The following is a 19,028-nucleotide window of genomic DNA, read 5'->3' on the forward strand; positions in this document are numbered from 1 at the left end:
TGTTTACTATCTCTATTTGAGAGTCTTTTATTTTCTTCAAAAACGGAAGAAACAGAAAACAGAAAATTCAATTAAAATTTATGCGACGTTAGTGAGTTCATTTTTATAAAAATTAATTTAGGCTCTATGAGTGACCTCAAATGTAAATTAAATTGAGGTCACTATTTTCTATCTACTTTTTTAAAACTACTGTCTAATTCCTCTGTTTTTTTGGAAAAGGCCCCTAAACATTTTTTCCTTTACGTTTGATTTTATAGATTATCAAGATAGCAATTACTACTATCGGTATTATAAATACACCTAACGAAACAATGTTTGCAATTATATCTCCAACATGCATATTTGACATATTGATGCTCCTTCTTAAAGATTTAAATCTGGAAATTAAAGTATAAATCCCATTTATGTAAATTATTTTATTATATATATATGTTAGTTACAACAATTAATTCATAATTTCTACATTTTTATTTCAACTGAATATTCATTTAAAGGGAACATCTTATCCAAATTATTTCAATCTTTTTAATATCATGCTTAATAATGGTACACTAATTCAATTTTAAGCAAATATAACTCGTAGCTTAAGAAATATAGCTTAGCAAGGGTTTAAATAGTATGTAGTAACGACTGCTTTATGGCAGTCGTTTTCTTTATTCTTCCCATCCCTTAATCTGACTTAGCCTTAAATCAGAAATTGATCAAACTTTTTTATAAAAATTAAACAATACTTCACAGAGGAAGAAACCGTTTTGATCAATCTTTTTTCAAAACGGTTTCTTTTAATTTAATGTAAGATGTGGGTTTGTGAGATATTTTTGATCAAACATTATTTTAAAGAAACACTTTATTAATGATTTTTGAGTACAATTTCCTTTAAATGGATAAAAATTGCACAACTTAAAGAGCCTTACTGCACACTAAATTGTAGCAAGGCTCTTATATTTTTATATCAAAATTAAACAACTATATTATCGTTTTACAATCATAACTTTTTATACACCTCTGCATAAGAAAATTTCAATTGCACTCTTAGTTCTTTATTTTCACTTTCCAATTTCTTGACTTTTCTTTTTAAAGATTCAATAAGGGCGTCTTTATTATTTTCATTCATTTCTCGCTTCACTTGTTTAGGTGTGGGTACTTGTGCTTGTTGTTGCCTTAACGTTTCAATTCTTTCACGAATATCCTTGTTGTTGTATAGTGTTGCTTTCGACACTCCAGCTTCACTAGAAACACTATTAAAATTAATATTTTCGTTAGCACGTATAAGCCTTTTAATAGCTTCATCTACCTTTTGATAGGTGTTAGCCTTACGCTTGGCGTGAATGTCTTTTAAATGAGCAGAACGGTCATATTCAGCCATTATTTGCACCTAACTTTCTTTTCATACGTTCTTGTCTACCAAAGATGACACTTCCTTCTTGAAGGGTATTTAAAACAATTTGGTAACGATGTAAATTTTTTTCGTTTTTCTCAGCTATATCTTCTCGTCCTCTTTGTTTTGCTATTTCAATTGCTTTTGTCGTTGTTTTAATGTGCAACTCATATTTTTGCTTATCTAATTCTGAAAAACCTACAGCTAAGTCTTTACATGGTGTTTGGTTGTCGCCACAAGTAAGACAAGGTGGTGCTTCCATATGAGGGCAATTACCGTTTAGACGAGCGTGACATGTTCCATATGGGTTGTCCATCGCGTTTAGCTTATGGTCTTGCCATAAGGCATCCAATATGTCTGTGGGTATATCTTTTCCTGCTTTTATTTCTTGCACCTCACCATTTAAATCAAAGCTAAATACACCTTGTTTCATAACCGATTCAAACGCTTTTCTTTTCGTATCATCTAATAACTTGGCGTACCTCATTGTCATTTCTGGAGAAGCGTGAGCCAAAAGTTCCTGTACTGTCAGAATGTCTGCACCGCCATTTATCATTTTCACCCCATAGGTATGTCGGAACTGATGTGTCTTAAAATGGAATAGATCGCCATTTTCGTCAGTGATGTTTGCTTGTTTTGCCAATAAGTTCAGCCCGTGTCTAATGAAGTGCTGACTATATGGTTGTCCTTTTCGATTACCACGATAGCGAACAAAAATATACCTATTAGGATTGTTATCTTGATTGCTAAGTTCTTTTGAATTGTTGATTAGAACCGCAAGGATTCCCGCTAAATCTTCATCAATTGGAATACGATGACCTTTTACGTAGGTTTTTTCAATATCGGTTTCAATGGAGTATTGACCATTAAGTTTTACTAAGCAATCAGAGGTTAGCCCTAATACATCTGATATTCTAAGTCCTGTTTTAAACGCCACCCAAACTACTGGAACGACATTTTTATGTAATTGGTCTAGATGAAAGAAGAGTTGTTCTAAAACAAAGTCGGGAATGTAATCAATTTGTTCAATAGATTTTTTTCGCAGTTTAGGCTTATCTTCAGGAAAAACCAAGAGTCGTGCATGCACTTCAGGAGCCATCTCATACTCATATCGTTGAATGTCTTCAAGAAATTTTCCTACAATAAATAATGCCTTTTGTATGTACATTTCGGGATGTGCATTCCTTCTTGTCAGTTGAGTTTGAGAATATTCATGTAGATATTCAATGTATTTTTCTATATGTTTTCGCTTTAAAGGTTTTAAATCTTGCCATACTGGTTCTAGTGTAAAAATAAATGTAAAAAAAGATGTTAGAGATTTCATGTAATTTAATGCTGTACCCCACGAGAATCCATTTTTACTAAGTAAGCGTTGTTTAAAATACCTTTTGACTTGCTCACTAATTGTATTAGGTATCTTTGAGAAATTAAGATAATAGTGTGTTTGGCTTTTATTGTAATGAATTCCGTATCTATCATGTAAATTACGAATATCCCATCTATCTTTTCCCCATTCTTCTCCCTTATCTGTGTATTGCGAGAAGGCTATATAAATAATCCTTAGAAAGCCTGCAACCGCGGATTTACCTATTCTATCTTTGCTAATCAGACTTCTTCTTATTCTTTGGGTTTGGATTCCTTTTTCATTCAACCAAAATAAATACTCACTTTCTGCTTTTTCAATATCCAACTTCAATAAAGAGGATAGTTCGGGGTGCTTTTCATTTATGAACTCCGTTACCCGTTTCAATGGGGATTGAGCCGCAAAGGCATTCTGGACTGTCCATAAATCGTTAAATAATTGTTGATAATAAACGTATTTCACTTCTAAATTAATCATGGGATTATTGAATCGAAAATGAATGTTTTTGTTTGTATTCTTATAGTTACCTACCACTTCTTTGAATTGCTTAATTTCACCTATAACATCGATATTCCATTTGTCGTTGACGAAGAAATGGGAATTATTTACTTGTTCAACTGTTACCCGACCATCTTCGTGTATTGTTTTTTCAAAATAAGTTGAAAGTTCTTTTTCTAAACCTTCATAAAATCCTAATTCTTCTGATCCAACAATCTTGATTTGTTTCATCCAAGTAACTCCTTCTAGTTATTTTTCTTTAGGTTAAATGCAGATTGTGCCTTATTCCAATCTTCTCGAATATCTTCGTCAGAAGGATGTAGATACAAGTTCATTGTTGTTTGGATTTGAGCGTGTCCTAATCGTTCTTGCACTTGTTTAATATCCTTTGTTTTCTGATAGTAAATTGTAGCGTGTGTATGGCGAAATAGGTGAGGGTGTAGGCTTATCCCTGTTTTCTTTTTTAAACGCTTAAATAGAGATTCTACGCTCCAATATTCCATTGGTTTTCCGACATCTTTACCTCGTATTTTCACAAAAACAAAGTTTGAATCTAAATCTAATTCATCAATCACTTCGTACAAATAATCATCATATAAATCCATTAAGGATTGTGACACATATATCTCTCGTTCTCCAGTTTTTAACTTAGCACCGTTCTCCAATTCCCCTCGGTCAACAAGGCGAATCCGGTGTCCTTTTTGAAGGTCAAATATAAAATCCTCCATAAAGAGACCAATAGCCTCTCCGATACGCAATCCCGTTTCAAACAACAACTGAATGAGGAACGTATCTCGGATATTAGTAGTTGCTTGCAATACTTGTTGTACTTGTTCCTTTGTTAGTGTATCTACTTTTTTACGTGGCTCCTTTAATTTAAGTACGTTTCTGGTGGATGGCTTATCTTGATTAACATGGTGTAAGAAACTTTTGTAACGTGTATAACCTCCTGTGAACACTTGTTTCATCAACTTTTCCATCATGTCATTTTGTACTTCTTCATTTCGAAATAAATAGTCATAGAAGTTTGCTATAACTGTAATGGTTAGGTTAATAGTTTTTTCTGTTCGTATTGCTTTTTCTTTTTTAATCGAAGCGACTTTAGAACTTCCATAAGGGTTCCTTAACCACCCCACAAAATCAACCAAATCTTCTAGCCGAATATGTTTATAATTTTTATTAGCTTCTTTTAAATAGGTAAAAAAATGCTTTAGGGAATAACAATATGTTTTCTGCGTATTAGAGCTTTTTCCCGTCTTATCTAAATACTTTATGTATCTCATGACTGCTAGTACAGGAACTCCTTCTTGGTCGAGCAATATATACCTTTTAATATTATTTTCCAAAATAACCTCTTGAACTCTAATAGCACTTCACCCTCCAAAAAGTAATAGTAACGTTCGTTCTTATAACTGATTATATCTAGCTATGGGATAGTTCACCAATTAACGAACGTTTGTTCTATATTATTCTATACATATTATACTAATATTTCAACATCTAATTAATAAATCTAATATGCATGAAAAAAGAGGATATATGCTCATATATTGAACATAATATCCTCTTTTTAGTTTAGTCTATTTAAAAAATTGATCTCTCATGCTTTTTTGTTTCAGATTTACAAATCTGTTATTTTAGTACCTTTGGAGCTGGGTAATCAAAGCCCTTTGTATCTACTTCTACCTTTTTCATTTGCTGATCTTTTAATGGTTTATCTGCACCATCTCGTTCAGCAGCAACGATAGCATCTACTATTTCCATTCCCTCGATTACTTTCCCAAAGGCAGCATATTCTTTATCAAGATCTGATGCATCCTTTACCATAATGAAAAATTGTGATCCCGCAGAATTTGGATCATTTGAACGAGCCATTGAAATGACACCGCGTTCATGCTTCAAATCATTTTTAAAACCATTCGATGAAAACTCACCTTCTATCGAGTAGTCTGGTCCACCCGTACCATTACCCGAAGGATCTCCACCTTGAATCATAAAATCAGGAATAATTCGATGGAAAATAAGACCATCATAAAAACCTTTTTTAGCTAATGAAATAAAATTAGCTACCGTATTCGGCGCTTTAGAAGGCTCTAATTCGATGACGATTTTTTTATCATTGTTCATCGTAATCGTCACAATTGGATTTTCCTTCACTTTTGATGAATAATCCGCATTTTCTTCCGATTTCTTGCCCTCACAACCTGTCAAAACCAGCACTACCGCCAGCAAAGCAAAGACAAAAGAAAATCCTTTATTACGTGCAAACATATTCTTTCAACTCCTCTTTATAACCAGTCTACTCATTATACTATCAGATAATATACGACAAATCATTTTTATAAAAGTCGATGAAAATATTCAAAATATAAAACTATCAAATGGTGCCTCAAACAAACTACTGATTATGGATGCGAACGAGATTCCTTTTGCCCTGCTACAATGCGTTGTTTAGCAATAATCACCTTTAATACAAATGAAAGTAAGCATGCAACGACTAAAAATACAGCGATCATACCAATCACGCCTCCCCAGCCGAAGTGCATCCAGAACACACCCCCTACCGTTCCTCCAACACTTGAACCGAAATAATAGAAAAATAAATAGAGAGAAGAAGCTTGTGCTTTATCATGAGTGGCTCGTTTACTTACCCAGCCACTGGCAATCGAGTGCGCTGCAAAGAAGCCAAATGTAAAGATTGTAATCCCTATTATTTTCAAACTAAGTAGCCCATTTAATGTAAAAATTGCCCCTGTGAACATGATTGCAATGGACAATAACAGCATCTTTTGACGACCGTATTGATCAGCTAGACTCCCGAACCAAGCAGAGCTAAAAGTACCTACTAAGTAAATCACAAAAATCCAGCCAACAATCGTAGCACTTAAATTATAAGGCGGCGCCATCAATTTAAAGCCAATGTAGTTATAAAGAGTCACAAAGCTCCCCATTAATACAAAGCCAATACCAAAAAGACAAAGCATGGATAGATCCTTTAAATGTTGCAAAAGAGATATCGTCAATGATTTCATCTGTAATGGACGAGCTGTAAAATGCTTGGAGTTAGGTAGCATCCAAATAAATAACACACTAATCATAAGACTGATAACACCCAGTACAATCATCCCCACCTGCCAATTGTAAAAATCCGTTAATGTCCCTATAATAACTCGACCACTAAGCCCACCTACCGAATTACCACTTATGTATAAGCCCATTGCAATACCTAAACTAGATGGATCCATTTCCTCCCCTAAATAAGCCATCGCAATTGCTGGCAATCCTGCAAAAACAACACCCTGTATAACACGTAACACTAATATCGTTTCAAAATTAGGAGAAAAGGCAAGGGCAAGCGTAATAATAGATGCCGCAAAAATAGAAATCGTCATCAAAGATTTCCTGCCCCATGCCTCCGAGAATGAGCCAACAATAATCATACTGATGGATAACGCAAAGGTTGTCACAGAAAGCGTTAAACTCGCAATAGCTGGTGATACATGAAACTCCTTCGCAAATGTTGGTAATAATGGCTGTGTCACATATAAGTTGGCGAAGGTAATAAAACCCGCTAAAAATAAAGCCCAGTTTGCTTTATGAAACGCCTTAGTCCCTTTTTGAATGTAATCCATTTCTCTCTCTCCTTAACATACTTCTAATGTTACTATTATTCTAATACAATAATCTTCAAAACTCACGATTGTTTGTCACAAAATAGACGAATTTGCCACCGTATCAATTATGCCTCGGCATAATTGCGTCCGGAATCGGCTTTGTGCTTAGGCTTGCGTGACGCAGGTCAGTTAGCCGTTATCGCATGGATGCGATGATCTTAGGCTAACATCCTATGTGAATTCCTTTCCGATTCCGTGACATCCGCCGGAGGCTTTAAATTCTTTCAGCGGATGTTTGGACAACCGCTGAAAGAATTTAAATCATTGCCATAACGTGTTGTTGACTTCCGTTCCGACTGGGCGCTTTGTTGCTGACGCTTCGCTTTCGCACAGATAAAACATTGTTGCTGACGCTTCGCTTTCGCGCAGATAAAACATTGTTGCTGACGCTTCGCTTTCGCACAGAGCAAAGCTTCCTGGGGGCGTCGGGGCAACAGGATGTTGGTCACGAAGGCGTTATTACAGGACATGATGGTTTTAGCCTTCGTTCCTCTATTGCTAATCCCCGAGGAGTCGCCCAGTCTCCACTCCAATCAACCTATCTATATTTGATAATCTACCCGTGACTAAAGCCATATTTTCTTCATAAAAAATTGGTTTTTATCTATTTTGAGTTGGCAAATATTGTGTTACAGTGAAAGTAATCATCTAGCAATCATTGGTAAATAAGCTCCGATGACTAAACTATTTTCATTGCACAGATTTGGAGGAATTTATATGAAGATTATTGAAGCTTTAGCTCTTTCAGCACCCTATATCCACCTTGCATTAAAGGAAGAAGCAATCGTGGCTGTCGTTGAGAAGGAAAGTGAAACCGTTGTAAAATACTTAGCTGGCAAACGTGTAGATTCAGGCTATCTAGATGGACAAAAAGTAAATGCGAATGACCAAAATGTTTTCATTGCCTTTAGTGGGAAAAATGCTGATGTCGTTATACCAGAGGATTTATACGGAGTTGCTATCAATGCTTTTTCGTTTCCAATCCGTGAAAATGGTAAAGTCGTAGGTGCTCTAGCATTTGGATTGCCTATCGACAACGAGCTTAAACTCGAGGATTATATGGGTACAATGGATAGCATCGTAAACAGCCTACAGGACAAAGTACATACAATAGCCTCACATTCAGAGGAATTGGCAGCAACAAGTGAGGAAATTAACAAACAAGCACAGCACGCCCTTGAAGATTCAAAGAAAACAAATGAAGTCACAGATTTAATAAAAAGCATTTCTCGCCAAACCAATTTACTCGGCTTAAATGCATCTATTGAGGCGGCTCGTGCGGGGCAGCATGGCGCTGGCTTTAACATCGTTGCGCAGGAAGTTAGAAAACTCTCCTTCGAAACATCAAGCGCCACTGAAAACATTGAAACTTCCCTACGGAATATAAATAGAAACCTTGAAAACCTTAAGCAAAATATGGGGCAAGTCAATGACGCAACAAACGAACAGGCTCAGCTCGTTCAAGATTTCAGTGAAATTATTGAGGAATTAACAGTTCTTAGTCGTGAAATGAAGGGCTTTATGCATGATGCCTTAAAATAATAATGAGGTGAAAAAACATTGCAAATTACAATGAATCCAGAATTATTTTTACGTACTATCGAATTAGAAGATGCTAATGCTGTTTTTTCCTTAACAGATGCATCACGAGCATATTTACGTGAATGGTTGCCATGGCTAGATTTCACAAAAGAAATAGCCGATACAACAACATATATAGAGGGCTGTATAAAAGGACATGAAGCAAATAGTAGCCTCTCTCTTGTTATCATTTTTCGAAATGAAATTGTTGGCGTTGCTGGCTTCAACACGATAAATCATAGCAATAAAATCGCTGCTATTGGCTATTGGCTCAGTGAAGGAGCTCAAGGGCATGGTATTATGACAAAGACCGTACAGGCATTATTACAATATGCTTTTGAGGATTTACAGCTCAATAAGGTCGAAATTCGTGCTGCTGTGGGCAACACAAAAAGCCGAGCTATCCCTGAGCGACTAGGCTTTACAAAAGAGGGAACGATCCGTGCGGCAGAATGGCTTTACGATCATTATGTTGACCATGTTGCTTATGGTATGCTCGCTAGCGAGTGGAAGGAAAAATAGAAGCAAAAATAGCCGCCCGATATCATAGATATCAGGCGGCTATAGTTTATTATTGTTCAACTGTTTCTTTTATCTCGTCTTGCGTTGTAACGGGTTCTTGCTTTCCTAAGCCTACTGCTATTTGTTCTAGCTCAGGACGCAATGTATGCTTACCTGCATAGCTTTCAATTAGTTCTTTCACGTCAATCCCTGAAGTTTCCTTCAACGATTCCTGTAATGTTGACATTAAATTCGTTGCGTAGGCAGTTACTTTATTGGCACCGCCGCTTCCTTCCCCACCGCCAGTATCAACAACAGTAATCTTATCGATATTGCCAAGTGGACTCGCAAGCTCTTTCGCATATTCTGGCATCATACGTACAATCATATCAAGGACAGCTGCTTGACCGTAGTATTCGAAGGCTTCTGCAATTTTACGTTTTGCCTCGGCTTCAGCAAGACCACGAAGACGAATAATATCCGCATCTGTTTCCCCTTTTGCACGCTCAGCATCCGCTTTCGCAAGACCGTCCAAACGAATTTTCTCTGCTTCAGCTTTTGCTAATGATTCGATACGGTATTTCTCCGCATCTGCTTGCGCTAGTTCACGCATTTTGTCTGCCGCTGCATTTTGCTCGACAGCGTAACGATCAGCATCAGCCTTTTTCTTAACTTCTGAATCGTATTGCTTCTCACGACGTAAAATCTCTTTTTCTTCTAATTCAATTTGTTTTTGACGTTCAATAATGCGAATTTGCATTTCCTGTTCAGTTACTTCCTGCTTTGCACGTGCCGTTTCTAGCTCATACGCTTGGTCTGCACGAGCTTTTGCAATATCTTGCTCTCGACGGAATTCTGCTACCTTTAATTGATTTTCTTTTTCGGCTTCTGCAATTTCTGTCGCACGTTCAAGTTCTGCCTTTTGAGCTTCTTTCGATGCTTCAGCACGCTTAATACGTGTTTCCTTATCAGCATCTGCAGTAGCAATATCTGCATCACGTTTAACCTGTGCAATACGTGGCTTACCAAGTGATTCTAAGTAGCCATTTTTATCGCGTACATCTTTAATCGTAAAGGATACGATTGTCAGACCCATCTTCGCCAAGTCCTGAGATGCAACACGTTGTACTTCCTGAGAGAATTTATCACGATTTTTATAAATTTCCTCAACCGTCATTGAACCTAAGATTGAACGTAAATGACCTTCTAATACTTCACGCGCCTCATTTTCACGCTCTTCCTTTTGCTTTCCTAAAAATTGCTCCGCTGCCGTTGCAATTTCAGAAATGGAACCACCAATTTTAATGATAGCTGTTCCATCGGCCATAACGGGTACACCTTGTTCCGTATACACTTCAGGTGTTGTTACATCAAGCTTACTTGACAATAAGCTTAATGGATGTGCCTGCTGGAAAATCGGGAATACAAATGTACCGCCACCTCGTATAATTTTTATACGATTTCCTGACTCATCTTTATGTACATTTTTTGAGCCAAGATAGCTACCTGTCACAATCAGTGCTTCATCAGGACCCGCTGTACGATACTTAGTCACATACAGTCCAACTAGTGCGATTAAAACAAATGCTACAATCCCTATAACAATTAAAATTTCCGTTGACATATAAATATCGCTCCTTTATAAAAATTTCTTATCATAAGATCTCACAAACAGTGTTCCTTCCTTCACTTCTACAACAAGTACCGTCGTATCGTAATCGATAGCCTCATTGTCAAAACCTGTTGCTCGCTTCGAAATCATTCCGCTAGTCGTTTCAATAACTACCTCCCCAAAACCGTCTGTCGGGATTGGGACAATGACCTTTCCTAACTGGCCACCAAGCGATTCTTCCGTATAAGCTAAAGAGACATCGGCCGATCGTAGCGGAACAAGAACGAATAAATAAAATAGTGCACTTAAAATAGCTCCGATAATACAAGCAGCAACAATGTTCCAAACGCTAGGGAAAAAGGCTAGTTTTTCTAAAATAAATCCTGTTGCTGACATCAACGTAATGAAAGATAGAATGACACTTGGATTAAAAATCGGTAGCCCCTCTCCAATGCCCTCGACAGCATCACTAAAAAACGTAAATAAAAGAGTTGCAAGGCCCCCAAATATTAATCCCACTAAAAAGATGTGCTCGAGTGAATAGCCAAATAGCGTCAAGTTGTTCACCCCTTTTCATTGTATTACTTACTATACGGATACAGCCTGCGGAAAGTTTCGTAATTTTTCATATTTTCTTAATTTTTAATGATAGATTATGAAATAGTTAATCTCTTATAGTATTATTGTTCTCTGGAAATAGAACCATGTTACCATAAAAAATAATGACAATTTAAGGAGATATTGCATGAGGCTCACTCATCACCAAAAGTTGGGATACCTTTTGCTAAACATTACCATAATATTAGTTGATCTTCGTTACGACTGGGCGACTCCTTGGGGATCAGCAATAGAGGAACGCGAGTGAAGCGGCTCATCGGACACCCCCGGGAATGCGCCTTTAGTCGGAACGGAAATCAACCTCACGCTATGACTATCCGTCGATTTCTGTCTACGAAAATAAAAAGCATGTCACTAATTGGGCTTTATTTATAAGCTCCAATCGGCTGACATGCTTTTCTTATATTCTAGTACATTTAATACGGTTAAAGAACCCTTCGAAGAATCACCAGCAAACACTATAATTGGGGAATCAAACAATACTCGGCAACTAATATAACCAACCATTCGACACAGAAGTATTTGGTTTAGGTAAAACGTACAAGCAACATAAATCTGTTTGCATATAGTATCAATGTATCATTATCAAATATATTAGAAAGGGTGTGCAATGTGAGGAAAGAACATGAAAATTTTATAAGGTTCAAATTTAAATCAAATCCAAGTTGTCATTGTCATTGTTGTGGTTTTTGTTGCCCTTGTCGTTGTAAACCACCATTTATACCTGAACCACCACCCCCTCCAGCTTGTCATTTTTTAGTGTACGTTACAGACGCAGGTCAGCAAGAAACTCCTGATAATATGGTATCAGTAATTGATACGGCAACAAATACTATAGTCGCTACCATTCCAGTAGGAACTGCTCCTCTAGAAGTAGCGATTACACCAAATGGAGAATTTGGTTATGTTCCAGCTCTCTTCTCGGATAATGTAACGGTTTTTAATACTGCGACAAACGCTGTAGTCACTACCATTCCGGTAGGATTTCAGCCTCTTGGTGTAGCAATTTCACCAAATGGATTACTTGTTTATGTATCAAATCATGGACTTGGAGCTAACTCTGTATCTGTCATAAGTACAGCTACAAATACAGTAACCGCTACTATTCCAGTAGGGCTCCAACCTCAAGGCATCGCTTTTACTCCGGATGGTGCGTTTGCTTACGTTGCAAACGAAAACTCAAATTCAGTATCAGTTATTAATACAGCTACAAATACTGTGGTTGCTACAATCCCTGTAGGACTTCGCCCAAGATCTATCGTTTTCACACCAAGCGGACAATTTGCTTACGTTACAAATGAATCTAGTAACACAGTATCTGTCATTGAAGTAGCTACAAATACGGTATTTACTACAATCCCTGTGGGAACAGGACCTGTTGGAACAGCCATTACACCTGATGGAACACTTGTTTACATTGTCAATAAAGGTAGTAAGACTGTATCTGTCATAAGTACAGCAACAAATTTGGTGATTGCTACAATCCCTGTAGGATTATCCCCTGACCAAGTAACCATCTTGCCGGACGGAACACTTGCTTATGTTACAAATCAACTTGACAATACTGTGTCTGTCATAGATATAGAAACAAATACAGTAATCGATACAATTCCAGGATTTAACGGTCCTACGGGTATAAAAACCGGAACAATCTGTCTGACTTCAGAATCCTAGGTGTCGAGGGTTTCAAGCAGGGGACCTTCCCTTGTTCATCTGTATAAAAAAAGACATACTTCAGTTGCCTTTAGGCAATTGAAGTATGTCTTTTCGATTTTAGTCTGGCTACCTTGAAATGTTTAACGCGAACTTGTGATCACACGATTTGTCACATCTAGGGAATATTAGTTCCTTATTGATCACTGCCTTCTAAATGTGTTGGTAGTTCTTCTGATTCAAGCGACACATTTGACCGTGCTATTATAAGGCTAAAAATGGGGCTAGCTCATAGCTACCCCCACTCAAACCGTACTATATAGTCATTAATAAAGCCTTTAGGATTCTAATACATTTAAAATAGCATCAAGATCATTGACAGCAATATCCAGGCGTTCCTTTGCCTCGACATTTTGCAGTTTTAATTGATTAAAATCTAGTAAATTTTTCTCATGTTTTAACTTGATAGAAGACAAGCGTTCAATTCGTGATTCTACCTTTTCAATAGCTTGCTCACAAACTGCTGTCCATAGCTTCTCTGATTTCTGCATTTCAGTCGTTGATGGGTTGTGTTGACGCATAATTCGGGCATATACAGCTTCAATTTGTTCAATTAATTCTGAATAAAAATGTCGTTCAACACGAGTAGTTTGGAATGTCGGATGCTCTACCTCTTTTGCATATGGGGTAATCTGACGTAGTAGCTTTCCAGCATTTTCTCCAAAACCATGTGATAAATTTAATACATTCATTAACTGTAAAAGTAAACGAATTTCTTCTAGATTAATAAGCTGTGAATCGATGCTTTCCTTTAGCTTTAAGGATTCGATATAGCGTCGATCGAAGTGCTCAATTTCACCGTTGCGTTGCTCTACTAAATGATCACTTGCATTGTCTTTTAAGCTTTTAATATAGCGAATGGCGTGGCTTTTTAGCTCTTCCATCGACAGCAAGTTGTCATTGTCTTGTTGTGGCTTTCCTCGTTGAACATACGCAAATGCATCCATTTTTTGGGGCCATTTTGCTGCTGAGGTTTCTTCTGAGACATTATAGCGTATATAAATTCCGTGCATTCCATATCCTCCAAGTCCATTAAACAAGTATCTCTAAAGACAATAAATCGAATACGCTATTTTTTCAAGTAAAAAACTTTTAAAGAGTGAAAATCCTTCTTTTGCCCAATTATGTGAAAATTCTGAGTAGTTGTTGCTGTTCAGGATTGCACTATTTATTAAACGGGCGATTTTACCACTTTATCCTTTAAAAACTTGTTCTCACACGGTTTGAAACATATTCTACGACTAAAACAAGCAAAATTATCTCCTCAAAAAATGGCTCTTCCCTTGTACCACTTATAGACATTCACTAAGTGATTCCAAGATAGATTCTAGCATTTTTATCTTTCATCCTAATTAGGCATCTTGCCGTATTTGATAAATGCTTTTTCCTTCCGTGAAGGCATGAATCGATTTTAATTTACCGATTGATTTGAAATTTGCCTTGTCATAGACCTTTGCAACCGGTTCATTGATCGGCAAGATCCAGAGATATTCTATCCCTTGCTTTACCGACTCTTGCTGAACATGCTGCAGAATATACCCAATCAATCCTCGTCCTCGGTAACTTTCAATCGTCGCTACACTCTCGACTCTCCCTTGATTCCCTGAGATAAAAATATTGGCAGTACAGCAAGCTTTGCCATCCACTCTTAATAAATAATACGTAAAATGCGGAGAATGATAGGTTTGTTCAAAGGCTTTTTCAATTAATGCAGGCTCCCCAAATGTAGCAATACTCATTTCTACGGCTAATGCTTCCTCCCTATTAACATCTGTTACACGTTCAATTTGTATGGCAGGATTATGTGGTAATTGCGCGTATTCACCATTCCAACACTGTACATCATCAGTAAAACTTTCATATTGAAAGCCATGAAGTTCTAATGCCTCTATACATGACTGATTTTCCTCCAGATTGTATAAATACAATCTTGGGACGAGGGATTTTGACTGATAGAAACTCTTGATTTTCTTTAAAAACATATTTGGGTCGGCAATCTTCTTCCAAATGTGTGCATGATTGGCGTCGTAATATGTTGGTATTTCCTTATTGTAAAATAATACTCCTTCATTACAAGTTTCTATCTCACTAAAACTTTTAATATAATCAATGTCTAGTTGCATGATATGCTCAATTTTATGCATGCTCTGTTCCTCCTTCAATCCATCTTTCATATAAATCCTCTAGCTGCTGTTCAAGCTTTTGACGTTGCTCCTTAGCAAGTGTCGGCTCTTTTAATTTCATTTCGAGCTTTTCAATTTGTTCTTCAATGGGTATCTCTTTTTTAGTCGCGTAGATCTTTTCAGGAGCTTCTTTTATAACTGGTTCTTTTACTATTTCTAAGCGGCGTTTTTGTCTTGCCCAATCATAATCACCTTCAAACACTTGAATCGTTTCATGCTCAATCCATGCAACTTTTGTAAAAATCTTTTGTAAAAAATAACGGTCATGCGAAACACCAATAATAGTCCCTTCAAAGGATTCCAGTGTATCCTCCAATACCTCTCTCGCTTCAATGTCTAAATGGTTGGTCGGCTCATCCAGCATCAATAAATTAATATCCTCATGCATTAACTGTGCTAGACGTAAGCGCATTTTTTCTCCGCCACTTAAATCCTTTACTTTTTTAAAGACGTCATAACCATAAAATAAAAACTGAGCAAGAATATGACGTGCTTCAGCCTCTGACACAGAGACGCCCTCACGGAAGGCATCTATTAAACGAATGGCAGGATTTTTATGCTCAAACTGTTGCGATAAGTAGCCAATTTTAACACTGCTGCCGACATGGCAAACACCTTTATTCGGTTCTACTTCACCTAGCATCATTTTTAATAACGTTGATTTTCCACTGCCATTGCCACCCACAATTGCCAGTCGTTCTTCGAAGTAAACCGCTAAATCACTTTCCTTAAATAATGGTTTTTCAAATGCATGGCTAATGCCCTTCATTTGTACAACCTCTTTACCACTACGCTCAGCCATCGTTAAAGCTAAATTCATTTTCTTTTTCGTTGTAGGCCTCTTCACACGTTCTATACGGGCTAGTGCTTTTTCCATACTTTTGGCACGTCGATGCAGGCCAGCATTTGGCGGATTCGCTTCATTTGCCCATTGCTTTAAACGCTTTATTGTTTCCTGCATTTTTTTAATTTTCTTTTGCTGTTCTTCGTATTCAGCAAACTGCTGTTCAACCTTTGCTTCTTTTTGTGCTACAAATACATCGTAATTGCCGATATACGTAAATGCCTCTCCATCCTCAATCTCAATTATTTTTTGAGCCATCTGATTCATAAATTGACGATCATGTGATACTACAATAACAATTCCCGCAAAGTTTCGGACATAATTTTCTAACCACTCAATTGCCTGCATATCTAAATGATTGGTCGGTTCATCTAATAGCAAAATAGAAGGATTGCTTAACAGGATTTGCCCAAACATCACCTTTGTTTTCTCCCCACCACTTAAGTTACTAAAAGGTTGCTCAAGTAATGGTGTAATACCTAGACCATTTGCAATCATCGCTAATTGCGCATCCATTTCATAGCCACCCTGTAGGATAAACTGTTCCTGCACATGACCATATTGCTGAAGTACCTTATCTGTTACAGCTAACTGCATTTCCTGCTCAAGCTTTGTCATTTTCGCCTTTATTACATAAATTTCCGCAAATGTTTCCTCCAGCACTTCCTTCACTGAAAACATCGGATACTGTGGAATTTGATGTAAATAACCAATCGTCGCTTCCTTGCTTTTTATGATTCGTCCCTTATCCGGTGTATCCAAACCAGCTAATAACTGTAATAAAGTCGTTTTCCCGCTGCCATTCACACCAACAATGGCAACATGCTCCCCCGTATTTACTTCGAATTGAAGTCCTTCAAATAAAACATTTCCACCAATAATTTTTTGTATTTGTTCAGCTTTAATTTGCATCGTTTTTTCCTCCAATGAAACGTGCGAAAAACATCTAGACACAAAAAAGACTGCTCGATTAACAAGCAGTCTTTTCCTCATTAGTTTGTGAAAAAGAATGGTTAATTCGCTACGTTTGATATTTGATTTTGCTTAAAAATGGACAGACCTATCCCGTTGTTCGCAAAATCGAAAGTAATAACACGTGCAAAATACATAGCTGTATCCACTTTTACACATGTTTTCGTAGCGTTTTTATTCATTCCTTTTCACCTCCGTTCATAATAGTTAGCTTTATAATACCATAATTCCGATAAATTGGAAAAGAAAAAATTTTCAGAGGTTAAGATAATTGTTTCAAATGTGTTTTTTATAAAAATGGATAAAGAATCAACATTTAGTAGTGGAAATTATTATCAATTTGTTATAACAACGAAAACAAAAAACGAAATCAATTTAGCATAAAATGATAATAGAATAGTCAATTGCGTTGCCTTATGATAGTAACTTTTTTAACATAATAATAAATAAATGATATATAATGAAAAATACTTTGAATTATTAATTCAGATATACATATTTTAACGGCAAGAGGTGTTTAGATATATTAAAATTTCTCGTATTAGTATTGGCATTTTTAATTGTAATAGTATATGTCATATCGGTTAGAAAGAGGAGTTGGTCATTTTTCTTCATCGGTATCGCTTTAGTAATTAATATTGTTGTTGCTCCACTTTCATTATTTATTGGCCTTATGTCAACAGATGATCCCAATGGAGGATCCTTTGCTTTTATTCTAGGCTTTTTATTTATTCAATCCATTCCATTACTAATACTTTTCATATGTGTTTTAGTAAGTTTTATAATGAAACGACGTGTAAAACAAAAAATTTCTAAATGAGTTTGGATTAATAGCGATTTTTACAGCTACTATGCAAGAATTAGCGAGTAGCGCAAGCACACAAAAACATAGTGCCAGTGAAATGCGGAAGCTATGCAGGATAGTATTCATGCTAGCTGATCAAACAATTTACTGGCATTTATTGATTAATCGAAGCAGCACTTGCTAGAGAGCATGGTAAGGGCTTTACGGTTCAAAGGATTGTTCATTAGGGTGATATCTGATGGGCAATTTTTTTTATTCGTCATACCCCTTATGACGGTATATCTTTTAAGGCTATCGGTACTGCTATGCCCCATACCTACACAAAATGCTTTTAACACGATCAAATCCTCATTTGGTTCAATATTAAAATGAGTAGCTATAAGATTGAAAAAGTGCGAGCTCTTGTACAAAGACTTATGTACTAGAGCTCGCACGCTTATGTTCCTATCATCAATTATTATGGCTGTAAGTTAAATGATGTATTTTTCTTGTACCATAAACTTATTGTAATACATATAAAAATTAATGCACCGACAGTTGTAATCCAAAAGAATACATTCCCTCCATCGGTTGTAGAGTTAAGAAATATGCCACTACTAACAATAACTACACAACTAATAATTCCTGACAAGATAATGGCTAACTGACGATTTAGTTGGTAAATTAAAAAAATAAGTACTGCAAAAATATAAATAACACTTACGATCATAATAGTCGGGAAAAATGGTTGAAATTTAGCCGCATAGACAAAGTAATCAAGCTGGCTAATATCCTGACCATTGTTTATCTCAATATTAAAAAACTGAGAAAATGGTGTTGAATACTTCCATTCCAGTGAATTATCTATGATACCACTTCCCTCATACCAAGAAATAGCTGTTGACATCAATAAAGTCAAGAAACCAAGAATTAGTTGAATCACATATTTAAACAATGTTCTTCCCCCTTCTCCCTTTGAAGTTAAAGACGTTAGAATAAGATTATAGTTTCCAAAACCAACAAAACTTTACAATATTAAGGTCGATACCATAACGTGTGGTTGATTTCCGTTCCGGCTGGGCGCTTTGTTGTTGCTGTCGCTACGCTTTCGCACAGAGCAAAGCTTCCTGGGGGCGTCCGATGAGCCGCTTGGGCCAACACAATGTTGGTCACGAAGCCGTTGTCACAGGATGTGATGGTTTTAGCCTTCGTTCCTCTATCGCTGATCCCCAAGGAGTCGACCAGCCTCCACTCCAATCAACTTATATACATGACAGTGTTTATCATCTTTATTATATATATTTCCC

At 36.7% G+C, this 19,028-nt stretch carries 14 protein-coding genes and 1 pseudogene; 3 read left to right on the forward strand and 12 right to left on the reverse strand.

Annotated features, from left to right (window positions below; translation table 11 throughout):
• Window positions 1-985: 985 nt before the first annotated feature.
• From ACFXN8_RS11290 to ACFXN8_RS11310, 5 genes are all read right to left on the reverse strand, one after another.
• The gene (locus ACFXN8_RS11290; RefSeq protein ID WP_376078231.1) at window positions 986-1,366 is read right to left on the reverse strand and encodes a DUF6262 family protein; all 381 of its coding nucleotides are present in this window, start codon (window positions 1,364-1,366) and stop codon (window positions 986-988) included.
• Window positions 1,359-3,470, reverse strand: coding sequence for a tyrosine-type recombinase/integrase (locus ACFXN8_RS11295; RefSeq protein ID WP_386845123.1), 2,112 nt, complete (start codon window positions 3,468-3,470; stop codon window positions 1,359-1,361). Before ACFXN8_RS11295 ends, ACFXN8_RS11290 begins: the two co-directional genes overlap by 8 nt.
• Before the next feature lie 14 nt (window positions 3,471-3,484).
• Entirely contained in the window at window positions 3,485-4,606 is a 1,122-nt protein-coding gene (locus tag ACFXN8_RS11300) for a tyrosine-type recombinase/integrase (protein WP_376078287.1), read from the reverse strand.
• Window positions 4,607-4,871: 265 nt separating this feature from the next.
• Window positions 4,872-5,510 (reverse strand): peptidylprolyl isomerase, encoded by a 639-nt coding sequence (locus ACFXN8_RS11305; RefSeq protein ID WP_386845125.1) that lies wholly within the window; start codon window positions 5,508-5,510, stop codon window positions 4,872-4,874.
• 134 nt (window positions 5,511-5,644) lie between these two features.
• Entirely contained in the window at window positions 5,645-6,871 is a 1,227-nt protein-coding gene (locus ACFXN8_RS11310) for an MFS transporter (protein ID WP_386845127.1), read from the reverse strand.
• A gap of 759 nt (window positions 6,872-7,630) precedes the next feature.
• On the opposite strand from ACFXN8_RS11310, the gene ACFXN8_RS11315 reads away from it, so the two are divergent.
• Both ACFXN8_RS11315 and ACFXN8_RS11320 read left to right on the forward strand, forming a co-directional pair.
• Window positions 7,631-8,455 carry a methyl-accepting chemotaxis protein gene (locus ACFXN8_RS11315; protein ID WP_386845129.1) on the forward strand — a complete coding sequence of 275 codons (825 nt, stop codon included), beginning with the start codon at window positions 7,631-7,633 and terminating at the stop codon, window positions 8,453-8,455.
• 18 nt (window positions 8,456-8,473) lie between these two features.
• Window positions 8,474-9,016: a GNAT family N-acetyltransferase gene (locus tag ACFXN8_RS11320; protein WP_376078245.1), complete on the forward strand. Its 543-nt coding sequence runs from the start codon at window positions 8,474-8,476 to the stop codon at window positions 9,014-9,016.
• Between the two features lie 49 nt (window positions 9,017-9,065).
• On the opposite strand, the gene ACFXN8_RS11325 is transcribed toward ACFXN8_RS11320, so the two are convergent.
• Together ACFXN8_RS11325 and ACFXN8_RS11330 are read right to left on the reverse strand one after the other, a co-directional pair.
• The gene (locus ACFXN8_RS11325) at window positions 9,066-10,619 is read right to left on the reverse strand and encodes a flotillin lipid rafts scaffold protein FloT (RefSeq protein ID WP_376078247.1); all 1,554 of its coding nucleotides are present in this window, start codon (window positions 10,617-10,619) and stop codon (window positions 9,066-9,068) included.
• Window positions 10,620-10,634: 15 nt separating this feature from the next.
• Entirely contained in the window at window positions 10,635-11,165 is a 531-nt protein-coding gene (locus ACFXN8_RS11330) for an NfeD family membrane protein (protein ID WP_134025177.1), read from the reverse strand.
• A gap of 759 nt (window positions 11,166-11,924) precedes the next feature.
• On the opposite strand from ACFXN8_RS11330, the pseudogene ACFXN8_RS11335 reads away from it, so the two are divergent.
• Window positions 11,925-12,899, forward strand: a pseudogene (locus tag ACFXN8_RS11335) (beta-propeller fold lactonase family protein); the annotation flags it as partial.
• Between the two features lie 317 nt (window positions 12,900-13,216).
• On the opposite strand, the gene ACFXN8_RS11340 reads toward ACFXN8_RS11335, so the two are convergent.
• The 5 genes from ACFXN8_RS11340 to ACFXN8_RS11360 all read right to left on the reverse strand — a co-directional run bounded on the left by ACFXN8_RS11340 (window position 13,217) and on the right by ACFXN8_RS11360 (window position 18,676).
• Window positions 13,217-13,951 carry a hypothetical protein gene (locus ACFXN8_RS11340; protein WP_386845132.1) on the reverse strand — a complete coding sequence of 245 codons (735 nt, stop codon included), beginning with the start codon at window positions 13,949-13,951 and terminating at the stop codon, window positions 13,217-13,219.
• A 339-nt stretch (window positions 13,952-14,290) separates the two neighbouring features.
• Complete coding sequence (locus tag ACFXN8_RS11345; RefSeq protein ID WP_376078253.1) at window positions 14,291-15,082, reverse strand: GNAT family N-acetyltransferase; 792 nt, start codon at window positions 15,080-15,082, stop codon at window positions 14,291-14,293.
• A complete protein-coding gene (abc-f, locus tag ACFXN8_RS11350) occupies window positions 15,075-16,877 on the reverse strand; it encodes a ribosomal protection-like ABC-F family protein (RefSeq protein WP_386845135.1) in 1,803 nt (600 codons plus the stop codon). The genes ACFXN8_RS11345 and abc-f overlap by 8 nt, the downstream gene beginning before the upstream one ends.
• Window positions 16,878-16,978: 101 nt before the next feature.
• On the reverse strand, window positions 16,979-17,119 hold the full coding sequence (locus ACFXN8_RS11355) for an RAxF-45 family protein (RefSeq protein WP_166672191.1): 141 nt from the start codon (window positions 17,117-17,119) through the stop codon (window positions 16,979-16,981).
• Between the two features lie 1,080 nt (window positions 17,120-18,199).
• Entirely contained in the window at window positions 18,200-18,676 is a 477-nt protein-coding gene (locus tag ACFXN8_RS11360; protein WP_386845137.1) for a YjdJ family protein, read from the reverse strand.
• Window positions 18,677-19,028: the final 352 nt, after the last annotated feature.

This window comes from Lysinibacillus sp. NPDC059133 (assembly GCF_042755925.1).
Classification (GTDB): domain Bacteria; phylum Bacillota; class Bacilli; order Bacillales_A; family Planococcaceae; genus Lysinibacillus.